Below are 21,104 nucleotides of genomic sequence, written 5' to 3'. Positions count from 1 at the left end.
GGCATTCCGCATCGACCATAGCGTTCACTCCCGACGATCGGAGCGGTTGAGCGAGGACGCCACCACGCCGAGCCCGTTGGCCGCCCAGTGCAGCACGAACGGCGCCAGCAGCCCGCCCGAGAAGTGCCGCAGCAGCGCGAACACCACACCGGCCGCGAACGTGAACGCGAACGTCGCCCACCGGTTCGGCGCGGCGGCGTTGGCGCGGGTGCCGGGCAGCACGTGCCAGAGGCCGAACAGCAGCGGCGTCGCCCACGCGACCGGCCACAGCGCCCCGCGGAAGGCGGCCTCCTCGACCGCCACGGTCGAGAGCGGAACGGCGATCAGCGCGGTGTAAAGGGCCCGGCCCAGCGGCATCCGGTAGCGGGGATCGCGAAACAACCGCCGGGTGAACGGAATCAGCAGCGCCGCGGCATAGCCGAGGACGGTCAGGACGAGGCAGCCGGCCGCCCAGCCGACGCCGCCGACCGGACACCCGCCGATCATCAGGAACAGCACCGCGAACACCGGGCCGGTGATCAACGGAGCGCGCCCGCGGACGAGAAAGAAGGCCACCAGGAGCACCGCGGTGAGGGCCAGTCGCATAGCTCACGAGTCTTGTCCGTCACCCCCCGCTCTCCGTAGCGATTCGCAGGTCGCGCATGGTTGGGTGTAGCCGTGACCGACACCGCAACCGCGATGGAAGGGCGCACCACCTGGTCGAGGAAGGTGGGCACCCCACTGCGCCGCTTCCTGGGCACCGAGGCCGGCAGCGCGGGCGTGCTGCTGACCGCGATCGTGGCCGCGCTGCTCTGGGCCAACCTGGCCGACGGATCGTACGAGCGGTTCTGGCACCTCGAGTTCGCGCTCGACTTCGACGGCTCCCGCATCGACCTGACACTGCGCGAGTGGGTCAACAGCGGCCTGATGACGCTGTTCTTCCTCGTCGTCGGACTGGAGGCGCGGCGCGAGTTCGACCTCGGTGATCTGCGCGACCGGCGCCGGTTCATCCTGCCGGCGGCGGCCGGCGTCGTCGGAATGATCATCCCGATCACGATCTTCCTGGTCGCCAACCACGCCGGGACGGGCGGCCACGCCTGGGGTGTGGCGATGTCGACCGACACCGCGCTCGCGCTCGGCCTGCTCGCGCTGGTCGGCCGCCGGGTACCCGACCAGGCACGCCTGTTCCTGGTGACCGTCGCGGTGGTCGACGACGTCGTGGCGCTGATCGTCATCGCGGTCGCCTACACCGACGAGATCCGGCCGATGCCGCTGCTGATCGCCGTGATCGTCTACGGGCTGACGTTCGTGTTGCGGTGGCTCAAGGTACGCAGCGGCTTCGTGTACGTGCCGTTCGGCCTCGTCGTCTGGGGCGCGATGCTGGCGAGCGGCATCGACCCGGTCGTCTCCGGCCTAGCGCTCGGCCTGACCGCCGCGGCATACACCCCGGCCCGCGGCGACCTGGAACAGGCCAGCAACCTGTTCCGCTCGTTCCGCGAGCAGCCGACCGCCGAACTGGCCCGCTTCGCCCGGCTCGGCCTGACCCAGACGCTCTCCCCCAACGACCGGCTGACCCGGGTCTACCAGGGCTGGAGCAGCTATCTGATCGTGCCGCTGTTCGGCCTGGCCAACGCCGGCATCGCGATCGACGCCAAATTCCTCGGCGTCGCGGTCACGTCGTCGATCACGCTGGGCGTCTTCATCGCGTACGTCGTCGGCAAGCCGCTGGCGATCGCCGGCGTCTCCGGTCTCGTGACATGGCTGAGCAAGGGCACGATCCGGCCGGCCGTGGGCTGGGCCTCGGTGGCCGGCACCGGCACGATCGCGGGCATCGGGTTCACGGTGTCGTTCCTGATCGCCGACCTGGCGCTGAAAGGCCCCCAGCTGGCCGAGGCAAAACTGGGCCTGCTCGCCGGCGGGGTGGCCGCGTCGGTGCTGACCTGGGGCATCTTCCGGGCCGTGAGCTCGATGCCGAAGGCCCGCAAGGCGGTCCTGCTGCTGGGCGACGCCGACCAGCTCACCGACCTGATCCCCGAGGTCGACCCGGAACGCGACCACACCCGCGGCCCAGCCGACGCCTCGGTGACGCTGGTCGAGTACGGCGACTTCCAATGCCCGTACTGCGGCCGCGCCGAACCGGTGGTGCGCGAGCTGCTGACCGACGTCGACCTGCGGTACGTGTGGCGTCACCTGCCGCTCAGCGACGTGCACCCGCAGGCCCAGCTGGCCGCCGAGGCGGCCGAGGCCGCAGCCGCACAGGGCAGTTTCTGGGAGATGCACGATGTGCTGCTCGCCCACCAGGACAGGCTGCGGATCATCGACCTGATGAAGTACGCCGAGCAGCTGGGCCTCGACCAGGAACGCTTCCACGACGACGTGATGCGCCACGCCGCGGCCGAGCGGATCACCGAGGACCTCGACTCGGCCGACCTGAGCGGGGTGTCGGGCACGCCGACGTTCTTCGTCAACGGCAAGCGGCACTACGGGGCGTACGACGTGCACACGCTCAAGGAGGCGATCCGGGTCGCCCGGGTCAGGGCAAAGATCGCCGCAGCTTCACCGTCGCGTCGACACGGGTGACCGTGTTGCCGTCCTGATCGTTCTGCTCGCGCGGGTGGGTGGCACTGGTCAGCACCTGCCAGCCGTCGCCGAGTTCGAGCGCGGCGATCACCTCTTCCGGCGCCGGGAAGTGGATCTCGGCGTGGTCGCCGTGGCCGAACGGGCCATGATCCATGTGCCCCTCGATCAGCAGCGTGCCGCCGGGTGCGACCGCGGCGGCGGCCCGGCGCAAAATCTTCTCCCGGTCGAACTCTTCCCAGAAGTGCAGGAACTGAGCGCTGACCAGGTCCCATTCACCCTCCGGGAACGACTCCTGCACATCGTGCCGCTGGAAGTCGATCGTCACGCCCGCGGCGGCGGCGTGCTCAGCCGCCCGCGCGAGTGCGACGCCAGATATGTCCACCGCGGTGACCTGCCAGCCGCGGGTGGCCAGCCACACCGCGTCGGCGCCCTCGCCGCAGCCCAGATCGAGCGCGGTCCCGGTCGGCAGATCCGTGATCTCCGAAACGAGGGCGACGTTCGGGTTGCCGCTCCAAATGCGCTGGGACTCGGCATAGCGAGCGTCCCAGGCTTCCTCATGACTCATGCCCGCCAGCGTGCCGCGATCCGGCACCGAGCGGCAAAGAAGTTGCCGATTCGGCAAGCCGTACACCTCGGGTCACGTGGACCGGCGGCGTCTCGGGACACCGCCGGAGAAGGTGATCAGCCCGCGCGCCGGCGCGCCCGTCGCGCCGCCAGCTCGTCCCCCGCAACCGGCCCTTCCGGCGCCGGAGGCAGCGGCTGAGCGGTGCCCGCCGGCTCGGCCGGCAGGTGCGACAACGAACCCTGAATCTCCTTGAACGCCCCGCCGATCGCGATGCCGAAAACACCTTGGCCGCCCTGCAACAGATCGACCACCTCTTCCGGGGAACGGCACTCGTAGACCGTCGTACCGTCCGAGATCAGCGTGATGCCGGCCAGATCGTCGACCCCGCGCGACCGCAGTGCCTCGATCGCCCGGCGGATGTTCTGCAGCGAGACCCCGGCGTCCAGAAGACGCTTCACGACCTTGAGAACGACCAGGTCACGGAAGGAGTAGAGGCGCTGGGTGCCGGAGCCCTCGGCGTTGCGGACGCTCGGCGAGACCAGCGTGGTGCGGGCCCAGTAGTCCAACTGGCGATAGCTGATCCCGGCCGCCTGACACGCCGTCACCCCGCGATAACCGAGTTCACCGTCCTCGCCGACAAGAGCTCCCTCGGAAGGTTGCTCGTGCACGCGACCACCTCCCCGCTGCGCGGTGCCGCTTCACCTGGACTTCACGAGCGTATATCTCAGACGGCGGCAGAAGAGGGAGGTAACTCCACGACACGCCGCGTACGGACGACGACCGTGATCGAAATCAGCCAGCCCCAGCTGGCTTCAGCCGGCCTCAACCGGCCGCAGTCGCTCTCAGCCTGCGAAATCTTCCGGCCGCACCTGGTCGAGGAACTCGCGGAACTTCTCGACCTCGTCCTCCTGCTCATCCGGGATGACGATGCCCGCCTCGGTCAGCACCTGGTCGGCGCACCGGATCGGGGCGCCCACCCGCAGCGCCAGCGCGATCGAGTCGCTCGGCCGGGCCGAGACCCGCAGGCTGTCCCCGATCAGCAGATCGGCGTAGAAGACATTGTCCTTCAACTCGGTGATCTCGACCGCCTTGAGCGGCGCCTCGAGCGCCTTCAGGATGTCGCGCAGCAGATCGTGGGTCAGCGGCCGGGCCGGTTTGACCCCCTGCTGCTCGTAGGCGATCGCCGTCGCCTCGACCGCACCGATCCAGATCGGCAGGTACCGATCACCGTCGACCTCCCGCAGGAGGACGATCGGCTGGTTGCTCGGCAGCTCCACCCGAACTCCGACAACGCTCAGCTCGCGCACCGTCCGCCTCCGTGTCGTCTCGCCGCCCCGCACGGCTGCCCCTAACCTGCACGGTACACGCACGCCGTCCGTATCCCACGGTCGCGGCACACCGCCATTCGGCGCCCTTGAAGCGCCCCTTCAGCGGCCGAGTTCCCCCCGCAGACCGGTTCGTACCAGCGCGGCGTGCAAACGTTGCGACAACGCCTGCAGGTCACGCGCCGTCTCACCGGCCCGGGCACGGGCACCCGGGTCGCTCTGCCGCACCAGCGGCGCCAGCAGCTGTGTGAACAGGCCCACCTCGCGGTCGGACGCGGCCCGGAAGGCCCGCAGATGCCGCACCTCGAGCCCGTAGCGGGTCAGGCCCACCACGGCCTCCACGATGATCACGGCGTCCGCGTCGTACCACCCCGGCGGGCGGGCGCTGACCAGGCCGATCTGTTCCAGCTCGTCGAGCAGGGCGTCGGTGACGCCCGTGCGCTCGATCACATCCTCCCGGGGAAGCCGGGAGTCGGCCGGATCGGCGGCCTTCTCGGCGCCGACCGCGACCAGCGTGGGACGGGCCGGCGGGGCCGGCTCGTTCTCCATCCGCTCCAGCTGCTCGCGGATCACGCGCAGCGGCAGGTACTGATCGCGCTGGGCGGTCAGCACGAACCGCAGCCGCGCAACGTCGTTCCACGAGTATTTGCGGTAGCCGGAGGCGGTGCGCTGGGGATCGACCAGCCCCTCCGCCTCCAGGAACCGCAACTTGGAGATCGTGGTGTCGGGGAACTCGGTGCGCAGATGGGCCAGCACCTCCCCGATGCTCATGAGCGCAGCCTCGCGGGAACCCGAGGGCCGTGCCCCCGGGTCGCGCGCGGCCGCCCCCGACGAGGTCACGCCCGGCCGACCTCGCCCTCGGGCCGCGGCCCGGCGATGAACACCAGACGGAACTTGCCGATCTGCACCTCGTCACCGTTGCTGAGCGTGGCCGCTTCGACCCGCTCCCGGTTGACATAGGTGCCGTTCAGCGAGCCGACGTCGCGCACGGTGAACGTGCCGCTGTCGCGGTGGAACTCCGCGTGGCGGCGTGACACCGTCACGTCGTCGAGGAAGATGTCGCTGTCGGGGTGCCGCCCGCTGGTCGTCACGTCGTGGTCGAGCAGGAACCGGGCCCCCGCGTTCGGGCCGCGGCGCACGACCAGCAGCGCCATGCCCGGCGGCAGCGAACCGGACATGCGGCTCGGCACCACGTCGGTGTCGGGACCCTCGAGCACCTCGTCGAGGGCGCCGAGGTTCAGCGTGGACGTGACGTCGAGCGGGGGGAACTCGTCGTCTGGGCGCGTCATCGGACCACCTCACGGATCAGTTGGTCGTCGCCAGGCGGCACGGGTTGCTCCCCCGCCGCGGCCGTCAGGCCCGGACGCACGACAATCGGTTTCAAAGGAATAACAGTTGTTGGCCCCGCGAGCCTAGTAAGCGCCAATATCGCGAAGCAACCGGACTCGCTGAGAGGATCAGGTCTCGGTGAGAGCCTTATATGCCTCGGCATCCAGCAACCGCCCGATATCGCCCGCATCGTCGGGGACGATCTCCACCAGCCAGCCGGCCGCATAAGGTTCGGCATTGATCAGCTCCGGCTCGTCGCCGAGCGACGCGTTCTTCGCCACCACCGTGCCGGCGATCGGCGCGTAGATCTCCGAGACGCTCTTGGTCGACTCGATCTCACCCAGCGAGTCGCCCGCCTGCACCGCCGTACCCTCGTCGGGAAGCTGGACGAAGACGATGTCGCCGAGAGCGTCCTGCGCGAAGTGGGTGATGCCCACGCGCACCGGGCCGCTGCCGTCGCCGGCCACCCATTCGTGCTCCGCGGTGTACCGCAGGTCTCCAGGAATCACGCATTCCTCCGTTGTCACGCCGGCCTGCTCAGGAGGCAGGCTTCGCGTATTGCAAAGAACCGGCCTTGCGCACCGCGGTCACCTCGACCATGGTTTGCGTCTCCATCGTCACGCTACCGCCGGCGCCATTAATCGACGCCACCACCCCGCCGGGGATCTGGAGCGCGGTCTGCATGATCTGCGGAGTGCCGATCACCCACAGCGTCCACGGCCCGGAGAGCCGCGTGCCGTCGGCGTCGATCCCGCCGCCCTGAGCGTCGACGAAGTAACTGGACGCGACGATCCGCACCGCGGCGCCGTCCACCCCTTCCAGCTCCATCACCTCCCCGCCCGAGCCACGCAACTCTTGCACGGCGTTGAGGATCTCCGACGCCTTCACCTTGTCGATTGTGATCTTGAGCCCAGGCCCCTTGCCCGGCAGCGTGCCCGCCAGCAGACCCAACTCGTCCGCCCGCTTCTCCGCCTCGCTCAAAGCCGCCTGCCGGCTCGACACACCCGAAGTCAGCTGCCGCTGGCTCGACTCCAGCGACTGGATCTCGGTCTGCAGCCGGCTGTCCCGCGACTCCAGGTCGGACAGGATCGACACCAGATCCTCCTGCCGCGCGGTAGCCAGCCCCTGATCGTCGTTGTTGCTGCGCAGCTGCACGACGAGCGTGTACCCCAGCAACAACAACAAAACCCAGATCAGAGCACCGGCCGAGGTCACCTTTTTCCTAGCCGGCTGCTTACCGCCGGCCTCTTCCTGTACGCGGTCGTCCCCGTCCCCAGAAGCAGAAACATCGTCGATGCCACTCACTCCGGCCACCCGTTCGGGGGAACGCTCACCCCGATCCCCGGTCGCCGCCTCGCCATCACCGACCCAGTCCCGGCGCTCCGCCGCAAACCGCTCCGTCGGCCCGTCCTCGCCCAGCTCACTCCCCGACGCCGCAAACCGCCGCGTCGGCTCATCATCAGCCGAGCCGGGCCGCTCCCGCTCGACGGTAGGCCCGTCCTCGAGGTTCAGCGTCCGGCCCGTCGAAAGCGACCCCGCGGCCCCAGGCGACGGCGTGTCGCCCCCAAGCAGCGGCGTGTCCGCACCAGCTTCCGGCGCCCCAGCAGCATGTCGCGGCGCCCCACCAGACGGTTGCGGCGCCCGAGCAGTAGATTGCGGCGTTCCGGCAGCAGGCTGCGGCGTCCCGGCAGCGGGTTGCGGCTTGTGCCCGGTCGACGGCGGCCGGAGCACCCTTGTCTCGCCGTCGTCGAGCGGCGGCCGGCTCAGCGGCCGCGTCTCCTCCGCCACCGGCCGGCTCAGCGACCGGGTCTCCTCCGCCACCGGCCGGCCCAGTGACCGGGTTTCCTCCGCCACCGGCCGGCTCAGTGACCGGGTTTCCTCCGCCACCGGCCGGCTCAGCGACCGCGTCTCCTCGTCGGCCGGATCGGCGGCGGTGCCGACCTCGCCGGCCGTGCCCGCACCAGCAGTCGTCGGCTCGTCGTTGGGCGAGGTCGCGGTCCGGGGGATCGGGCGACCGATCGGGCCCGTGGCCGCGGCCGGGCGGCGGCCCGCGGTCGGCAGCTCGATCGCCGGCGGGACGGCCGAGAACTCGTCCGGCGGCAGCCCGGTGGCCGGCGGAGCGGCCGCGGACTCGTCCGGCGGCAGCCCGGTGGCCGGCGGGACGGCCGCCGACTCGTCCGGGGGCTGCTCGGTCACCGGCGGGACGGCTGCGGACCTGTCCGGGGGCAGCGCTTCCGAAGGGAATCCAGGGGGCCCCGGCGGACGATCAGAGTTCGATGGGCCGGGCGGTGTCCCATCCGTACGGGAAAGGTCTTCGGACGCGTCCGGAGGCCGCGGCACATTGGTCTCCGCGTCGCCGGGTCGCGGCTTGCCGGGTTCTCGTCGGTCGTTCATCGTCAGGCCTTATGCCCGGAAGAGGTGGCGCCGGATCGCGGCGACGTTGCCGAAGATGCGGACACCGAGTACGACGACCACGCCCGTCGACAGCTGACTGCCGACGCCGAGCTGGTCGCCCAGGTAGACGATCAGGGCCGCGACCAGCACGTTCGAGATGAACGATACGACGAACTGCTTGTCGTCGAAGATGCCGTCCAGCTTTGCGCGGACGCCGCCGAACACCGCGTCGAGCGCGGCCACCACGGCGATCGGCAGGTAGGGCTGCAGGGCGTTCGGCACCGTGGGGTGCACCACGATGCCCAGGACGACCCCGACGAGCAGGGCTAGTACGGCGATCATCGGCCGCCTTCCGACGGTGAGTCGTGCGGCTGCGCCGCCTTGGCTGATGCTGACGGACTGGGTGGTGGCGTCGAAGGAACCGCCACGCGCAGCTTGAGCTCGGTCGCCGCGTCGAGGGTGACGTCCTTCGCCTTCGCCGCGGCGAACGACATCCCGTACTTGCTGACGAGCTCCTTGAAGAACTTGCCCGCGTAGCCGCCCTGGAAGTTCTTGGCGAGGTCGGCGGGCCCGATCGCGATCACCTCGTACGGCGTGCTGACCGGCCGGAAGTCGACCAGGATCGCCTCGCCGGCCTGGCGGATCGTCGACGTCGCGGTCAGCCGCTGCCCGTTGATCGTGATCGCCTCGGCCCCGAGCGACCACAAAGCGTTGGTCGCGAGTTGGAGGTCGGTGTCCTTGACCTGGCCGGCCGTGTTCTTCTCGCCGGTCAGCGGGTTGACCGGCGTCGGACCGTCGCGCAATGTGATCTTGGCGCCGGAGCCGCGCACCGGTGCCAGCCCGGTCTGCGACTCGAGGTCCTTGAGCTGGGCCACCGCGGCCCCGCCGAGTTCCTTCTCGCGCAGCGCCGACACGTCGCTGTTGAGCTGGTCGGCCTGCTTCTGCAGCTGCTCGGTCTCGCCCCGGCGCCGCTGCACCTGGTCGATCAGCGCGGTGCGCGCCTTGGTCGCGGCCGGCTCGTCCGCCACCGTCTGCTGGTAGGCCACGACCAGCAGGAAGCCGAGTCCGATCAGGGTCACCACGGCCACCGCGCTGGTCGTCCACCGGCGCGCACCGACCGGCTCGCCGTCCCGGGCCTTGCGGGCCGCCGCGTCGGCGTAGCCGGGGTCGAGCGGGTTCCGGAAAAGCTCGGTGAGGAAGTCGGGGGTGAACGTCCGCTTCGCGGGGCCCCCGCTGCCGTCCGGATCGGGCGGGCGCGCGCCGGCCAGACCTCCGCTGGCCTGCGCGGCCGTCACGTTCTCCGGGCTTGTCATCCCGCGGCCAGCCGGTCGGCCCGCAACAGCTGCGCGGTCTGGGCCAGGTAGAGCACGCCGGCCGCCCAGTAGAGCGCGAGCGCCCACCACGCGAGCCCCCACCCGACCGGGCCCATCCACGAGTCGATCGACGGGACGGCCCGGGCGAGCAGGATCGCCGGGAGCGCCGCGAGCAGCACGAACGTGCCGGTCTTGCCCACGTAGTGCACCGGCGGCGGCCCGTAGCCGTGGCGCCGCAGCACCACCAGCGCGACGGCCAGCACGGCCTCCCGCAGCAGCAGGGCTCCGGTCAGCCAGTACGGCACGACGCCCCGCACGGTGAACCCGATCAGCGTCGCCAAAATGTAGAGCCGGTCGGCGAACGGGTCGAGCAGCTCCCCGAGCCGCGACACCGAGTTCATCCGCCGCGCCACGAACCCGTCGACCCAGTCGGTGGTGCCGCCGATCGCCAGGACGATCACGGCGGCCACGTCGTGGTGCGGCCCGAGCAGCAGGTACAGGAAGAGCGGCACCCCGAGCAGCCGGATGAAACTGATGACGTTAGGAATCGTCCAGATCCGGTTGGAAGCGACGATTGGCGGCGGCGCAGCCTGCTGCGACATCGCGACTTCCTCTCCCCCTAGGCAAGACACCCCCTGCGAGCCGCCCTCCCGCCGAGTGGGCGATCGCGGAAAGGCCGGGCCGGCCGGCAGTCCCCCGACTGCCGGGCATGCAAACCCGGAATCTCGCGGAGCAACTATAACCAGCTCCGTTCATCCCTTCCGCTACCCGCCGTCCCGGATCACTCACGTCACACTGCGGACGGCATCCTAGGATCCTAGATTTCCTCGAGGCGCCCGATGCCGCACTGGGGCTGGAGCGTGGCTCACCGTATCGGGGCTGACCCTTCTACCGCCCGGAATGTGTGGAGTCCGGCGCTTGCGCCCGACGAGCAGCAGGACGGAACGCGCTGACCGCGCCCTCTAGTGTTTCGGGCATGACCGCGCCCGCCGATCAGCCACCCGGCATCTTCGCGGTCGCCGACGACAAGGGCCAGGTCAGGGGTACGGCCCTCCTGATCGGCGTCGACACCGTCGCGACCCCCGCCCACGTCGTCGGACAACTGTCAGCGGCGACCCTCACTCTCCTCGGGGCGCCCGGTAACGACACTTATCGCGCGGAGGTGCTGGTCTCCGGTCGTCCGGGGGACGACGAGCCCGGTCCGGATCTGGCCATCCTCCGCTTCACCGGGCCGCGACCGCGGATGCGGCCGGCCACGTTGATCTCGCGAGTCAGTCCCGGCGAACAGGTACGCGCCTTCGGCGTAACGCGACAATCTCCGGGCGGCGACTGGGTGCAGGGGACGATTGCCGGCCGCTTGGGCGCCGACATGGTGCAGATCCACGTCACCGCGGGTTCGGTCGAGCCCGGGTTCAGCGGTGCTCCGGTCATGGCGGCGGACGGCGAGGTCCTGGGCATCGTGGTCCGGCTGAGGGCGAACGAGTCCGGTCAGGACATCGTCATGCTCTCGGCCGAAGCGATTCTGAAGCTGCGACCGCCGGACCTGTCCCGGTCGTACCGGCCGGTCCGCCCGACGCAACGGCGCCGGAGCGGCGGAATCTACTCCGGGTACGCGTCGGACGCCGCCACCGGCGAGGACCTCCTCCACCGGGATGCCGAGGTCGAGGCCCTCGCGCTACTCATCGCGGCCCGCAGCACCGCGCCACCGATGTCGGTCGGGCTGTTCGGCGACTGGGGGACCGGCAAAACGTTCTTCCTGGAAAAACTGCGCGAGCTCATCCGGGAGATGACGACCGACCCGGCAAGCGAGGAACCTGTGTGCCGCCAGGTGCGGCAAATCGTGTTCAACGCCTGGCATTACACCGACGCCAACTTGTGGGCGAGCCTGGTCTCCGCCATCTTCGCCGAACTGGCGGAGCCCCGGCATGGTGAGAGCGGCGCCGAGGCGCAGGAACGCTGGGCCGGCCAGCGCCGGCTGCTCGTGCAGGAACTCGAGACCACCCGCGAACAGCTCGACGAGGCAAGAGCCCGGTACGCGGCAGCCGAGGCGGCAGTGGCTCAGGTCTCTGGTGACCTGGAGAAGGTTCGCGCGGAGCGCAGCCACGACCGTCAGGTACTCCGCACCATGCAGGCGGTCGGCGAGTTGGTCCTGGCCGACGCCGGGATGCAGAAACGCCTGTCCGAGGCCCGCGCGCAGCTCGACCTGCAAGCGGGCGCGGAGCTGCAGGAACTGCGCCGCGCGGCGGACGACACCGCGACGCTCATCCAGCGACTGGGACGGTTGTGGAGCCTGGTCCGCGCCAGGGACCGCGGCCGTCTGACGACCTGGTTCTGGCTCGCCGGGGCCGCCGCCGCGATTCTTTGCGTCGTCGTTCCGCTGGTGGTGGACCGATTCGCGAACGGCGTCGTGCAGGTCTTCGCCGCATTCGTGGCCGGTGCGATCCCGCTCGCCGCCGGGGCGCGCCACGCGCTGCACCTGGTCGGCAAAGTTGCCGGGATCGCCGAGTCGGTGGCGGACAAGGCGGCCCAGGTGGAACAGGAAGTCCGCGACCGGCAGGCGCGCGAGGAGTCGGCGATGCTGGCCGAGCTGCAGGACCTGGAGTCCAAGGAGGCCGAGCTGCGAGCTGAGCTCGCGGCGACGCAGGCCCGCAGGGACGCCGCCGCGCAGGCTCTGGAGGACGCCGAGTCGGGCCGGCAGCTGGCCTCGTTCGTCCGGGAGCGCAGCGAGAGCACCGACTACCGGGGGCAGCTGGGCATCATCGCTACCGTCCGGCGCGACTTCGACCGTCTGGCCGAGCTTCTGACGCAGGCCGACTTCGAGCTGTCGCCGCGGCCGCTGGAGCGGATCGTGCTGTACGTGGACGACCTCGACCGGTGCGCTCCCGACCGGGTCGTCGAGGTGTTACAGGCGGTCCACCTGCTGCTGGGCCTGCCGCTGTTCGTGGTGGTGGTCGCGGTCGACCCGCGATGGATGCTCGGGTCGCTCGATCTCCACTTCGAGCGCGTCCTGGGCCGCAAAAGGGCCGGCGCCGCGGAGACGCGGCACTGGGCGGCCACGCCGATCAACTACCTCGAGAAGATCTTCCAGATCCCGTTCAACATCTCGCCCATGCTGCCCGAGGACTTCGGACGGTTGATCGACACCCTGGTCGCCCCGGCCGCGGATCCATCGCCGGAGCTCTCCTCGCGGGTGATCGCCGGGCCGGACGCGCTGACGACTGAGCGGGCCCCTGGCGCCGCGCCGGTCACGCCAGACCCTGCTCCGGATCTGGTCCTCCGCCGCCGCCACAAGTTTCGTACGTTGAAGATGGCAGGGGCCGAACGCGAGCTGCTGGCCGCGATGGGTCCCTTGATCTCGACGCCGCGAGCGGCGAAACGCCTGGTCAACCTCTACCGGCTCACCCGGGCGATGCTGTCCGAGGAGACCATGGCCGCGTACGTGGTCGAGCACGACTATCAGGGCGTGGTAGTGCTGCTCGCTGTCCTCGTCGGGATGCCACAGGAGGCAGTGGGCCTGTTCGCCGACGTGCTCGTCGCGGACGCGGCCCAGCCGTGGGCCGAATTCGTCGCCCAACTGGATCACGGGCGGCTGCGGGACGGGCTCACCGAGGTGCTGCCCGAACTCACCGAGCCGATGACCATCGATCGGATCAGGCGCTGGGTCCCCATCGTCTCCCGTTACTCCTTCCACACCGGAGAGCTCGCTGATTCGATCCAGGGCCGCCAGGTTTCACCCCGACGGCCCTGAGCGTCCGGAAGTCAGCGCTTGCCGCGGCGGGCGCGGACGTAGTCGTCGACCACGTAGCGCCCCAACTCCTGGATGTCGGGACTGAAGACGCGGCCGCCGTTGCGCTGGGCCACGGCGTCGACGAAGTTTTTCAGGCCCGGGTCCTCGCCGAGCATGAAGAAGTTGAGCGTGGCGCCGTAGCGGGTCAGGTGGTCGACCTCGTGGACCGTGGCCCGGACGGTCTCGGGCAGCGGCGGCCACCAGAAGACTGCCTCGCCTTCGTCGTCGAGGTGGGCCGTGGGCTCGCCGTCGGTGACGACCAGGATGACCGGCTCCGCGCCCGGGTGGCGGCGGACGTGCCGCCCGGCGATCTTCAGGGCGTGCTGCAGGTTGGTGCCCTTCTCCTCGGTCGGGTCGATGGCCGCCAGCTGGCCCTGGGAGAGGGTCGAGGCGTACTTGCCAAAGCCGATGATCTGCAGCGAGTCCTGCGGGTACTGCGTGGCGACCAGGTGGGACAGGGCCAGCGCGGTCTGCTTCATCGGCCCCCAGCGGCCGTCGGCGTACATCGAATAGGACAGGTCGACGCAGAGGGCCACCGCGGCGGACGCTCGCCGCTCGGTCTCGGCGACCTCGAAATCGTCGGGCGCAAGGCGTACCGGAAGGACGCCGACGCCACCGGCGGCCCGCCGCCGGACCGCGTTGCCGATGGTGCGCACGACGTCGATGGGTTGTTCGTCGCCGAATTCCCACCGCCGCGAGGAACCGATGAGGTCACCCGCCGCGCCCGCGTCGCGCAGGTCGTGCTGGCCCTGCTTGGAGCCCGAGAGGTCGTCGAAGACCCGGGCCAGCGCGGTGCGGCCGAGCCGGCGCAGCGCCTTCGGCGACAGGTTGAGGCCCTCGCTGTCGCGGGTGACCCAGCCCTGCCGTTGCAGCTCCCGTTCGAGGTCGCGCAGCCGCCGCACGTCGTCGCCGGCCGAGCGGCCCAGCTGGCGTTCGACCAGTTCGACGTCGACGTCGTCGAGTGTGGCCCCCGGGTGTTCCTGGCCGAGCTGGTCGAGCAGCTCGTCGAGTTCGCCGATCTCGCCGAGCACGCCGGCCGCCTCGCCGTAGCCGAGGTCCTGCGAGCCACGCATCCGCTCGCCGCGGCCCCAGTTGAGCTGGGGTCGCAGGGCCTGCAGGTTGCTGGTCAGCTCGCCGAGCTGCCCGCGCAGCGGGCCGTCGCCGAGCGCCTGGTCCATCAACCGGGAGAGTTCCTCCTGCTGCTGCGGGCTGAGCGAGCGCATGAGCCGCTCGGCCGCCGCCGCCCGGCGGGCCAGCGAGTCGATCAGTTCCTCGATGTTTTCCGGATTGTCGGGGAAGAACTGGCCGTGCTTGTCCATGAACTGCTGGAACGCGTCGGTCGTGTCCTCGCCGCGGGCGTGGCGCGCCAGCAGGTCGTTGAGGTCGCTCACCATTTCCGACACCCCGGACATGTCGCCGCTTTCCAGGGCTTGCTTCATGCCGGCGAAGCGCTGTTCCACCACTTCACGGCGCAGACCGTCGAGGATCTGGTTGTACAAATCGCGCGCTTCGGAAGAGGCCCAATCGTATTCGGACAGTTCCTCCACCGCGCGCGACGTCGACCGCGGCAGACTGTCGAGCACCGCCTCGTTGAACCGCGCGGAATCGTCGTCATGGCGGGTCAGCTCGTCGCGCTCGGCGGCCAGAGCCTGGTCGAGCAGCTGCTGGGCCCGGGTCACCGCGCCGTCGAGGTTGCCCCGGCGCAGCGCCTCGCGACGCATCCGCCGGGCGCGGGCCCGCAGGTCGTCGAGGCCCCGGCCCTCTCGCGGCCCCCGGCGGACCAGGTCGCGGAGCACGTCGCGAAGGCTCTCGCCCTCGAGCACGCGCTCCCCCACCTCGTCGACCGCGGCCCGCACGTCGTAGGGCGGCGCCAGGGGGTCGGGCCCGTCGCGCCAAGCGCCGTAACGGAACCTGTTGCCGCTCAATGCTTACCTCCGCTCCGCGACTCGGCGATCATGCACCGTCGTGGTGAAGGCCGTAGCCTCCCCGCTCCCGCTCATGTCAGCTCCCGTACAGGGTGCGGCCGTCGTCGGTGAGCTCCTTCGCCAGCCGCCTGGTCAGGTGGAGCCCTTCGAGCACGAACTCGATGCCGCTCGCCGCCTGCCCCGGGCTCGGCGCGTCGCCCAGTCCGAGCCGGTCGAGCACCTTGGCCAGGCCGGGCACGGTGCCGATCTGGCCCAGCAGCTCGTCGGCGCTGACCAGGTCACCGGTCTCGATGATCGCGCCCTCGGCGACCAGGTCGGTGAAGCCGGACAGGTCGAGGCCGGCCAGCCGGGCCCGGAACGTCTCGGCGGTCGCGACCCGCAACAGGTGCGCGAGCACCTCGGTCTCGCGACCCTCCTCGCCGCTCTCGAACTCGACCTTGCCCCGCAGCGTCGACGTCACCGAGGCGGTGTCGCAGATGCGGGCCACGGCCTCGCGCTCGTTGCGCAGGCCGGACCGGCGCAGCGCGGAGGCCGCCACGGTCTCGGCGGCCGCGATCGCGAACCGGGCCGAGATGCCCGAGCTGCTGTCGACGGCCGGCGACTCGCGCACCGCCCGGGTGTAGCGGGCGATGACCTCGACCAGGTGGTCGGGCACGGCCGCGACGAGCGCGGCCTCCTGCCGTACGAGCGCGGTCTCCAGTTCGAGGTCGACCGGATAGTGCGTGCGGATCTCGGCGCCGAACCGGTCCTTGAGCGGCGTGATGATGCGCCCGCGGTTGGTGTAGTCCTCCGGGTTGGCGCTCGCCACGAGCAGCAGGTCGAGCGGTAGCCGCAGCTGGTAGCCGCGGACCTGGATGTCGCGCTCCTCGAGCACGTTGAGCAGCGACACCTGGATGCGCTCGGCGAGGTCGGGCAGTTCGTTGACCGCGAAGATGCCCCGGTTGGTGCGCGGCACCAGGCCGAAGTGAATCGTGTCGGGGTCGCCAAGCGCCCGCCCCTCGGCCACCTTGATCGGGTCGACGTCGCCGATCAGGTCACCGACGCTGGTGTCGGGCGTGGCCAGCTTCTCCCCGTAGCGCTCGCTGCGGTGCAGCCAGGAGATCGGCAGAAGGTCGCCGGTCTCGGCGGCCAGCCGCCGGGAGGCGGGGGTCAACGGAAGGTACGGGTGTTCGCGGAGCTCACTGCCCGAGATGTACGGCGTCCACTCGTCGAGCAGATCGACCAGCCCGCGGATCAGGCGGGTCTTGCCCTGGCCCCGCTCGCCGAGCAGGACCATGTCGTGGCCGGCGAGCAGCGCCCGCTCGACCTCGGGAAGCACGGTGTCGTCGTAGCCGACGATGCCGGGGAAGCGCGGCGCGCCGGAACGCAGCCGGTCGAGCAGGTTGTCGCGCAACTCCTCCTTGACCGTGCGGAACTCGTGGCCCGAGGCCCGCAGCTCGCCCAGGGTGCGCGCAAGATCGGATGGTGGCGTGGGTGTGATCGCGGTTGGTGCGTCTGTCACCGGGAGAACGCTACTCCGCCGGTGTGACAACCAGCGGCCGCCGATTGGCCCTGGCCGGGTCCGAACTATGTGGCGAGGATCAAGCCCATGACGGAAATTCAGCGGTACGCGGCCTTCACCGCGGATCCGGGTGGGGGCAACCCCGCCGGGATCGTGCTCGACGCGAGAGGGCTCTCCGACGTCGAGATGCTGACGATCGCGGCCGAGGTCGGCTATTCCGAGACGGCCTTCATCGTCTCGGCGTCCGGCCCCTACCGGGTCCGCTACTTCAGCCCCGAGATCGAGGTGCCGTTCTGCGGTCACGCCACGATCGCCACCGCGGTCGCTCTCGGACCGGGCGAGCACGTCTTCACGACCAACGCCGGCGAGGTGCCCATCACCGTCGACGGGAGCGGCCGGGCGACCCTGACCAGCGTCCCCGCCTCGGTGGCCGACCTCGACCCGGCCGACCTCGGCGCGCTCCTCGAGGCCCTCCGCTACTCCGGCTCCGACCTCGACGGGTCACTGCCGCCGAAGGTGGCCTACGCCGGCGCGCACCACCCGGTCATCGCCCTTGCGACCCGCTCCGGACTGGCCGGCCTCGACTACGACGTCGACGCCCTCAAGGCTCTGATGGGGGCCCGCGACTGGACCACGATCCAGCTCGTCCACCGGGCCGCCGACGACACCTTCGACGTGCGCAACCCGTTCCCGGTCGGCGGCGTCTACGAGGACCCGGCCACCGGCGCGGCCGCCGCCGCCCTCGGCGCCTACCTGCGTGAGCTCAAGGTGGTCCCCGAGGACGCGGAGGTCACCATCCGGCAGGGTCACGACATGGGCCGGCCGAGCCGGATCACCGTCACGCTCATCCCGGGCGACGACCGCGTCCGGGTGAGCGGAACGGCCGTACCGATCACCGGCTGAGCCGACCCGCGACCCAGTCCTCGGGCCGGCCCGTCTCCTGCGTGGTGACGCCGGAGACGGCAGCCGCGGCCGCTCCCGCAGGCTGCGCCTGAGCTCGGCGAACCCGGGGAACCGGGCGAGGCCGACGACGTGGTCCCACAGCGCCACGGTGGCGGCGCTCGACGGCCCGGCCGCCGTACTAAGCTCGACGCCGACATGAGCGCCACGATGATCGTGCGGGACCTCGCCTCCGGGCACGGCGACCGCGCCCTCTTCGCCGGCCTCGACGTGGTGATCGCGCCTGGTGACGTGATCGGCCTGGTCGGGGTCAACGGAGCGGGCAAGACGACCCTTCTACGTACGCTGGCCGGCCTGGTCCCCGCGGAAAACGGCACCATCTCGCTGAGCCCGCCCACCGCGACCGTGGGTTATCTCCCGCAGGAGCGGGAGCGACGCCCGGGTGAGACGGTGCGCGAGTTCCTCGCCCGCCGCACCGGTGTCGGCCCCGCCCAGGCCGCCATGGACCGGGCCGCCGAGGCCCTGGCCGCCGGCGAGAAGGACGACGGATATTCCGCCGCCCTCGAACGCTGGCTCGATCTCGGCGGCGCCGACCTGGAGGAACGCATCGCCGAGCTGGCCCTCCCGTTCGACCCCAACCGCCTCATGACGGCGCTCTCGGGCGGTCAGGCGGCCCGGGCCGGCATGGCGTCGCTCCTGCTCAGCCGGTACGACATCTTCCTGCTCGACGAGCCGACCAACGATCTCGACCTGGACGGCCTGGCCCGGCTGGAGGAGTTCGTCGGTGGTCTGCGCGCGGGCGCGATGGTGGTCAGCCACGACCGCGAGTTCCTCACCCGCACGGTCACCGGCGTCCTCGAGCTCGACCTGGCCCAGCAGAGGGTCAACCTCTACGGCGGCGGCTACGCGGCGTACCTCGAGGAGCGCGAGCGGGCCCGCCGGCACGCCCGGGAGGACTACGACGAGTACTCGGACAAGCGCGGGGACCTGCTCGAACGCGCCCGCATGCAGCGCGCCTGGATGGAGAAGGGCGTCCGCAACGCCCGGCGCAAGGCCACCGACGGGGACAAGCACATCAAGCACCACCGGGGCGAGACCTCCGAGAAGCAGGCGGCCAAGGCGCGCCAGACCGAGAAGCTGATCGAGCGCATGGACGTCGTCGAGGAGCCGCGCAAGGAGTGGGAGCTGCGGATGGAGATCGCCGCGGCGCCGCGGGCCGGCGCGGTGGTGGCGACGATGCGCGACGCGGTGGTGCGGCGGGGCGACTTCACGCTCGGTCCGGTCACCCTGCAGATCGACTGGGCCGACCGGGTGGCGATCACCGGGGCCAACGGTTCCGGCAAGTCGACGCTGCTGGCCGCCATGCTCGGCCGGCTGCCCCTCGACTCGGGGGCGGCCGCGCTGGGTCCGGGCGTGGTGGTCGGCGAGGTCGATCAGGCGCGCGGGCTGTTCGTCGGCGAGCAACCCCTGATGGCCGCCTTCGGCGAGGCGGTGCCTTCGTTCAGCGATGCCGACGTACGCACGTTGCTCGCCAAGTTCGGTCTCCGGTCCGACCACGTGGTCCGCCCCGCGTCGACGCTTTCCCCCGGCGAGCGCACGAGGGCGGCTCTCGCGCTGCTGCAGGCCCGCGGGGTCAACCTGCTGGTGCTCGACGAGCCGACCAACCACCTCGACCTGGCGGCGATCGAGCAGCTGGAGTCGGCGCTGGCCGGCTTTGCGGGCACGCTGCTGCTGGTCACCCACGACCGCCGGATGCTCGAGGCGGTACACACGAACCGCCACCTCGAGGTGGACGCCGGCAAGGTGCTGCAGTAGGTCCGGTCAGGACGCGTCGGCGGTGAACGGCGGGCTCAGCGGCCCCTCGTTGCCCGAGCGGTCGAGCCCGCTGAGGCAGTAGACGGCGTGTCCCGCGGGCGCCGCGGGGTCGGCCACGGGGGTGCCGGCCCGGCCGGTCGCGACCAGGCCGGCCGAGGCCCCGTCGACGCGGTAGAGCGCCCAGCTGGTCGCCGCCGCCCCGTCCCCGGCCTTCGTGTCGAGATCGAGCGTTCCTCGCGCGCCTCGATGAGCCGACACGAGGCGGGGCGCGCCGGGTGGCGCGGCCGGGAGCCGCTTCATGATCGGGACCAGGGCCGGCGTACCGTAAAATTTGTCCCGATATTTCGCAACCGCACCGAGCTTGTTCTGGCGGACCTGCGTCGCCGAATAATGCACCTGGCCCTGCACCGCCGGATACTTCTGGTCGAGCGTCATCTGCTTGACCAGCTGCGCCGGGTCACTCCACGCCCCGGATTCCCCGACCCGATAGTCGGCCTCACCGATGTAGAGCTGCACCCCGGTGCCCTGCACCACCGCCGACCACCACGGCAGCAGCTTGGCGTAGTCGGCCTTACCGAACCCGATCTGCCAGTACAACTGGGGCACGATGTAGTCGAGCCAGCCCTGTTTCACCCATTTGCGGGTGTCGGCATATTGGGCGCTGTAGCTCTCCAGCCCGTCGGTCGGCGACCCGGTGCGGTCCGACGACGAGTTCCGCCAGATGCCGAACGGGCTCACCCCGAACTTCACCCACGGCTTGAGCTGCTTGATCCGCTGGTCCATCTCGCGCATGAACGTGTCGACGTTGCCCCGCCGCCAGTTCGCCCGCGACTTCCCGGCGCCCCACCGGGCGAAGCTGGCCGAGTCCGGGAAATCCTGCCCCTTCTCCGGGTACGGGTAGAAGAAGTCGTCGAAATGCACCCCGTCGACGTCGTACTTCTGGACCGCCTCGAGGATCGAGTCCTCGACGTACTTGCGCGCCGACGGATTGCCCGGATCGTAGTAGAACCGGGCGGTCCGGCCGGTCGGATAGGAGATGGCCCAGTCCTTGTGCTTGAGCAGCGGGTTGGTCGGCGCCAGCTTCGCGAACGCCGCGCCCGGTCCGTCGGGGGCCGGCTGGCTGCCCCGGAACGGGTTGAACCAGGCATGGAACTCCAGGTTGCGGGCGTGCGCCTCGCTGACCATGAACGCCATCGGGTCCCACCCGGGCGACCGGCCGTCCCGCTTGCCGGTCAGCCACTCCGACCAGGGCGCGTACTGCGAGGGCCAGAAGGCGTCGCCGCTCGGGCGTACGTGCACGAAGATCGCGTTGTGCCGCTGCGCGACCGCCACGTCGAGCCATTTCTCGTACTCGCCCTTGATCTGCGCCTCGGACTCGCCCGGCCGGGCCGGGAAATCCAGGTTGAGAACCGTGGTCAGCCACATTCCCCGCAGCTGACGCGGCGCCGACGCCGGCACCGAGCCGCACCGTCCGATCTCGCCGACGGCCGGCCCGATCGCCGGCGGCCCGGACGAGCCGCCGGCCACCGGAGGAGCGTGATAGGTCGCCGCCCGCAGGAGGCCGACACCGAGCACCGCGACGATGAACAGCACGGCGCCGAGCAGCAGGACCAGCTTCAGGGGTGGACGTCGACGCATGTCGAACAGTCTGCCTTGCCCGCGCAGGCGCCCCGACGGCCGTAGAGTCCGCC

18 protein-coding genes are annotated in these 21,104 nt (G+C 70.8%); 4 read left to right on the top strand and 14 right to left on the bottom strand.

The features are described 5' to 3' along the window. Window positions 1-24: 24 nt before the first annotated feature. Window positions 25-585 (bottom strand): CPBP family intramembrane glutamic endopeptidase, encoded by a 561-nt coding sequence (locus tag ACIA5C_RS40255; protein WP_396064878.1) that lies wholly within the window; start codon window positions 583-585, stop codon window positions 25-27. 72 nt (window positions 586-657) lie between these two features. Here ACIA5C_RS40255 and ACIA5C_RS40250 point away from each other — a divergent pair, with 72 nt between their 5' ends. Next, a complete protein-coding gene (locus ACIA5C_RS40250) occupies window positions 658-2,559 on the top strand; it encodes a Na+/H+ antiporter NhaA (protein ID WP_396064876.1) in 1,902 nt (633 codons plus the stop codon). Here the strand turns inward: ACIA5C_RS40250 and ACIA5C_RS40245 are convergent. The 10 genes from ACIA5C_RS40245 to ACIA5C_RS40200 form a co-directional block, all read right to left on the bottom strand. Then, window positions 2,513-3,124 (bottom strand): methyltransferase domain-containing protein, encoded by a 612-nt coding sequence (locus tag ACIA5C_RS40245; RefSeq protein WP_396064874.1) that lies wholly within the window; start codon window positions 3,122-3,124, stop codon window positions 2,513-2,515. The genes ACIA5C_RS40250 and ACIA5C_RS40245 overlap by 47 nt on opposite strands. Window positions 3,125-3,240: 116 nt before the next feature. Then, window positions 3,241-3,792 (bottom strand): MerR family transcriptional regulator, encoded by a 552-nt coding sequence (locus tag ACIA5C_RS40240; RefSeq protein ID WP_396064872.1) that lies wholly within the window; start codon window positions 3,790-3,792, stop codon window positions 3,241-3,243. A gap of 174 nt (window positions 3,793-3,966) precedes the next feature. After that, a complete protein-coding gene (locus ACIA5C_RS40235; RefSeq protein WP_396064870.1) occupies window positions 3,967-4,431 on the bottom strand; it encodes a bifunctional nuclease family protein in 465 nt (154 codons plus the stop codon). Window positions 4,432-4,551: 120 nt separating this feature from the next. After that, window positions 4,552-5,220 carry a MerR family transcriptional regulator gene (locus tag ACIA5C_RS40230; protein ID WP_396064867.1) on the bottom strand — a complete coding sequence of 223 codons (669 nt, stop codon included), beginning with the start codon at window positions 5,218-5,220 and terminating at the stop codon, window positions 4,552-4,554. Window positions 5,221-5,285: 65 nt separating this feature from the next. After that, complete coding sequence (locus tag ACIA5C_RS40225; RefSeq protein ID WP_396064865.1) at window positions 5,286-5,738, bottom strand: FHA domain-containing protein; 453 nt, start codon at window positions 5,736-5,738, stop codon at window positions 5,286-5,288. A gap of 168 nt (window positions 5,739-5,906) precedes the next feature. Then, window positions 5,907-6,287 (bottom strand): glycine cleavage system protein GcvH, encoded by a 381-nt coding sequence (gcvH, locus tag ACIA5C_RS40220; protein ID WP_396064863.1) that lies wholly within the window; start codon window positions 6,285-6,287, stop codon window positions 5,907-5,909. A 28-nt stretch (window positions 6,288-6,315) separates the two neighbouring features. Continuing rightward, window positions 6,316-7,974, bottom strand: coding sequence for a DUF881 domain-containing protein (locus tag ACIA5C_RS40215; RefSeq protein ID WP_396064861.1), 1,659 nt, complete (start codon window positions 7,972-7,974; stop codon window positions 6,316-6,318). A 207-nt stretch (window positions 7,975-8,181) separates the two neighbouring features. Then, entirely contained in the window at window positions 8,182-8,514 is a 333-nt protein-coding gene (locus tag ACIA5C_RS40210; protein WP_364110623.1) for a small basic family protein, read from the bottom strand. Continuing rightward, window positions 8,511-9,485, bottom strand: a complete 975-nt coding sequence (locus ACIA5C_RS40205) for a DUF881 domain-containing protein (protein WP_396064859.1) — start codon at window positions 9,483-9,485, stop codon at window positions 8,511-8,513. Before ACIA5C_RS40205 ends, ACIA5C_RS40210 begins: the two co-directional genes overlap by 4 nt. Next, complete coding sequence (locus ACIA5C_RS40200) at window positions 9,482-10,087, bottom strand: CDP-alcohol phosphatidyltransferase family protein (protein ID WP_396064857.1); 606 nt, start codon at window positions 10,085-10,087, stop codon at window positions 9,482-9,484. The genes ACIA5C_RS40205 and ACIA5C_RS40200 overlap by 4 nt, the downstream gene beginning before the upstream one ends. A gap of 374 nt (window positions 10,088-10,461) precedes the next feature. Here ACIA5C_RS40200 and ACIA5C_RS40195 point away from each other — a divergent pair, with 374 nt between their 5' ends. Beyond that, window positions 10,462-13,233 carry a P-loop NTPase fold protein gene (locus ACIA5C_RS40195; RefSeq protein WP_396064855.1) on the top strand — a complete coding sequence of 924 codons (2,772 nt, stop codon included), beginning with the start codon at window positions 10,462-10,464 and terminating at the stop codon, window positions 13,231-13,233. Between the two features lie 11 nt (window positions 13,234-13,244). Here ACIA5C_RS40195 and ACIA5C_RS40190 read toward each other — a convergent pair whose 3' ends face one another. Continuing rightward, complete coding sequence (locus ACIA5C_RS40190; RefSeq protein WP_396064853.1) at window positions 13,245-15,197, bottom strand: VWA domain-containing protein; 1,953 nt, start codon at window positions 15,195-15,197, stop codon at window positions 13,245-13,247. Between the two features lie 76 nt (window positions 15,198-15,273). Next, window positions 15,274-16,698 (bottom strand): sigma 54-interacting transcriptional regulator, encoded by a 1,425-nt coding sequence (locus tag ACIA5C_RS40185; protein ID WP_396064851.1) that lies wholly within the window; start codon window positions 16,696-16,698, stop codon window positions 15,274-15,276. 87 nt (window positions 16,699-16,785) lie between these two features. Here ACIA5C_RS40185 and ACIA5C_RS40180 point away from each other — a divergent pair, with 87 nt between their 5' ends. Next, the gene (locus tag ACIA5C_RS40180; RefSeq protein ID WP_396064849.1) at window positions 16,786-17,601 is read left to right on the top strand and encodes a PhzF family phenazine biosynthesis protein; all 816 of its coding nucleotides are present in this window, start codon (window positions 16,786-16,788) and stop codon (window positions 17,599-17,601) included. A 195-nt stretch (window positions 17,602-17,796) separates the two neighbouring features. Next, the gene (locus ACIA5C_RS40175) at window positions 17,797-19,413 is read left to right on the top strand and encodes an ABC-F family ATP-binding cassette domain-containing protein (RefSeq protein WP_396064847.1); all 1,617 of its coding nucleotides are present in this window, start codon (window positions 17,797-17,799) and stop codon (window positions 19,411-19,413) included. Between the two features lie 6 nt (window positions 19,414-19,419). On the opposite strand, the gene ACIA5C_RS40170 is transcribed toward ACIA5C_RS40175, so the two are convergent. Further along, window positions 19,420-21,051, bottom strand: coding sequence for a glycoside hydrolase family 10 protein (locus ACIA5C_RS40170; RefSeq protein ID WP_396064844.1), 1,632 nt, complete (start codon window positions 21,049-21,051; stop codon window positions 19,420-19,422). Window positions 21,052-21,104: the final 53 nt, after the last annotated feature.

This window comes from Actinoplanes sp. NPDC051343 (assembly GCF_044455125.1).
In the GTDB taxonomy this organism is placed as follows: Bacteria; Actinomycetota; Actinomycetes; order Mycobacteriales; family Micromonosporaceae; genus Actinoplanes.
This window is presented reverse-complemented; position numbering and strand designations above follow the sequence as displayed.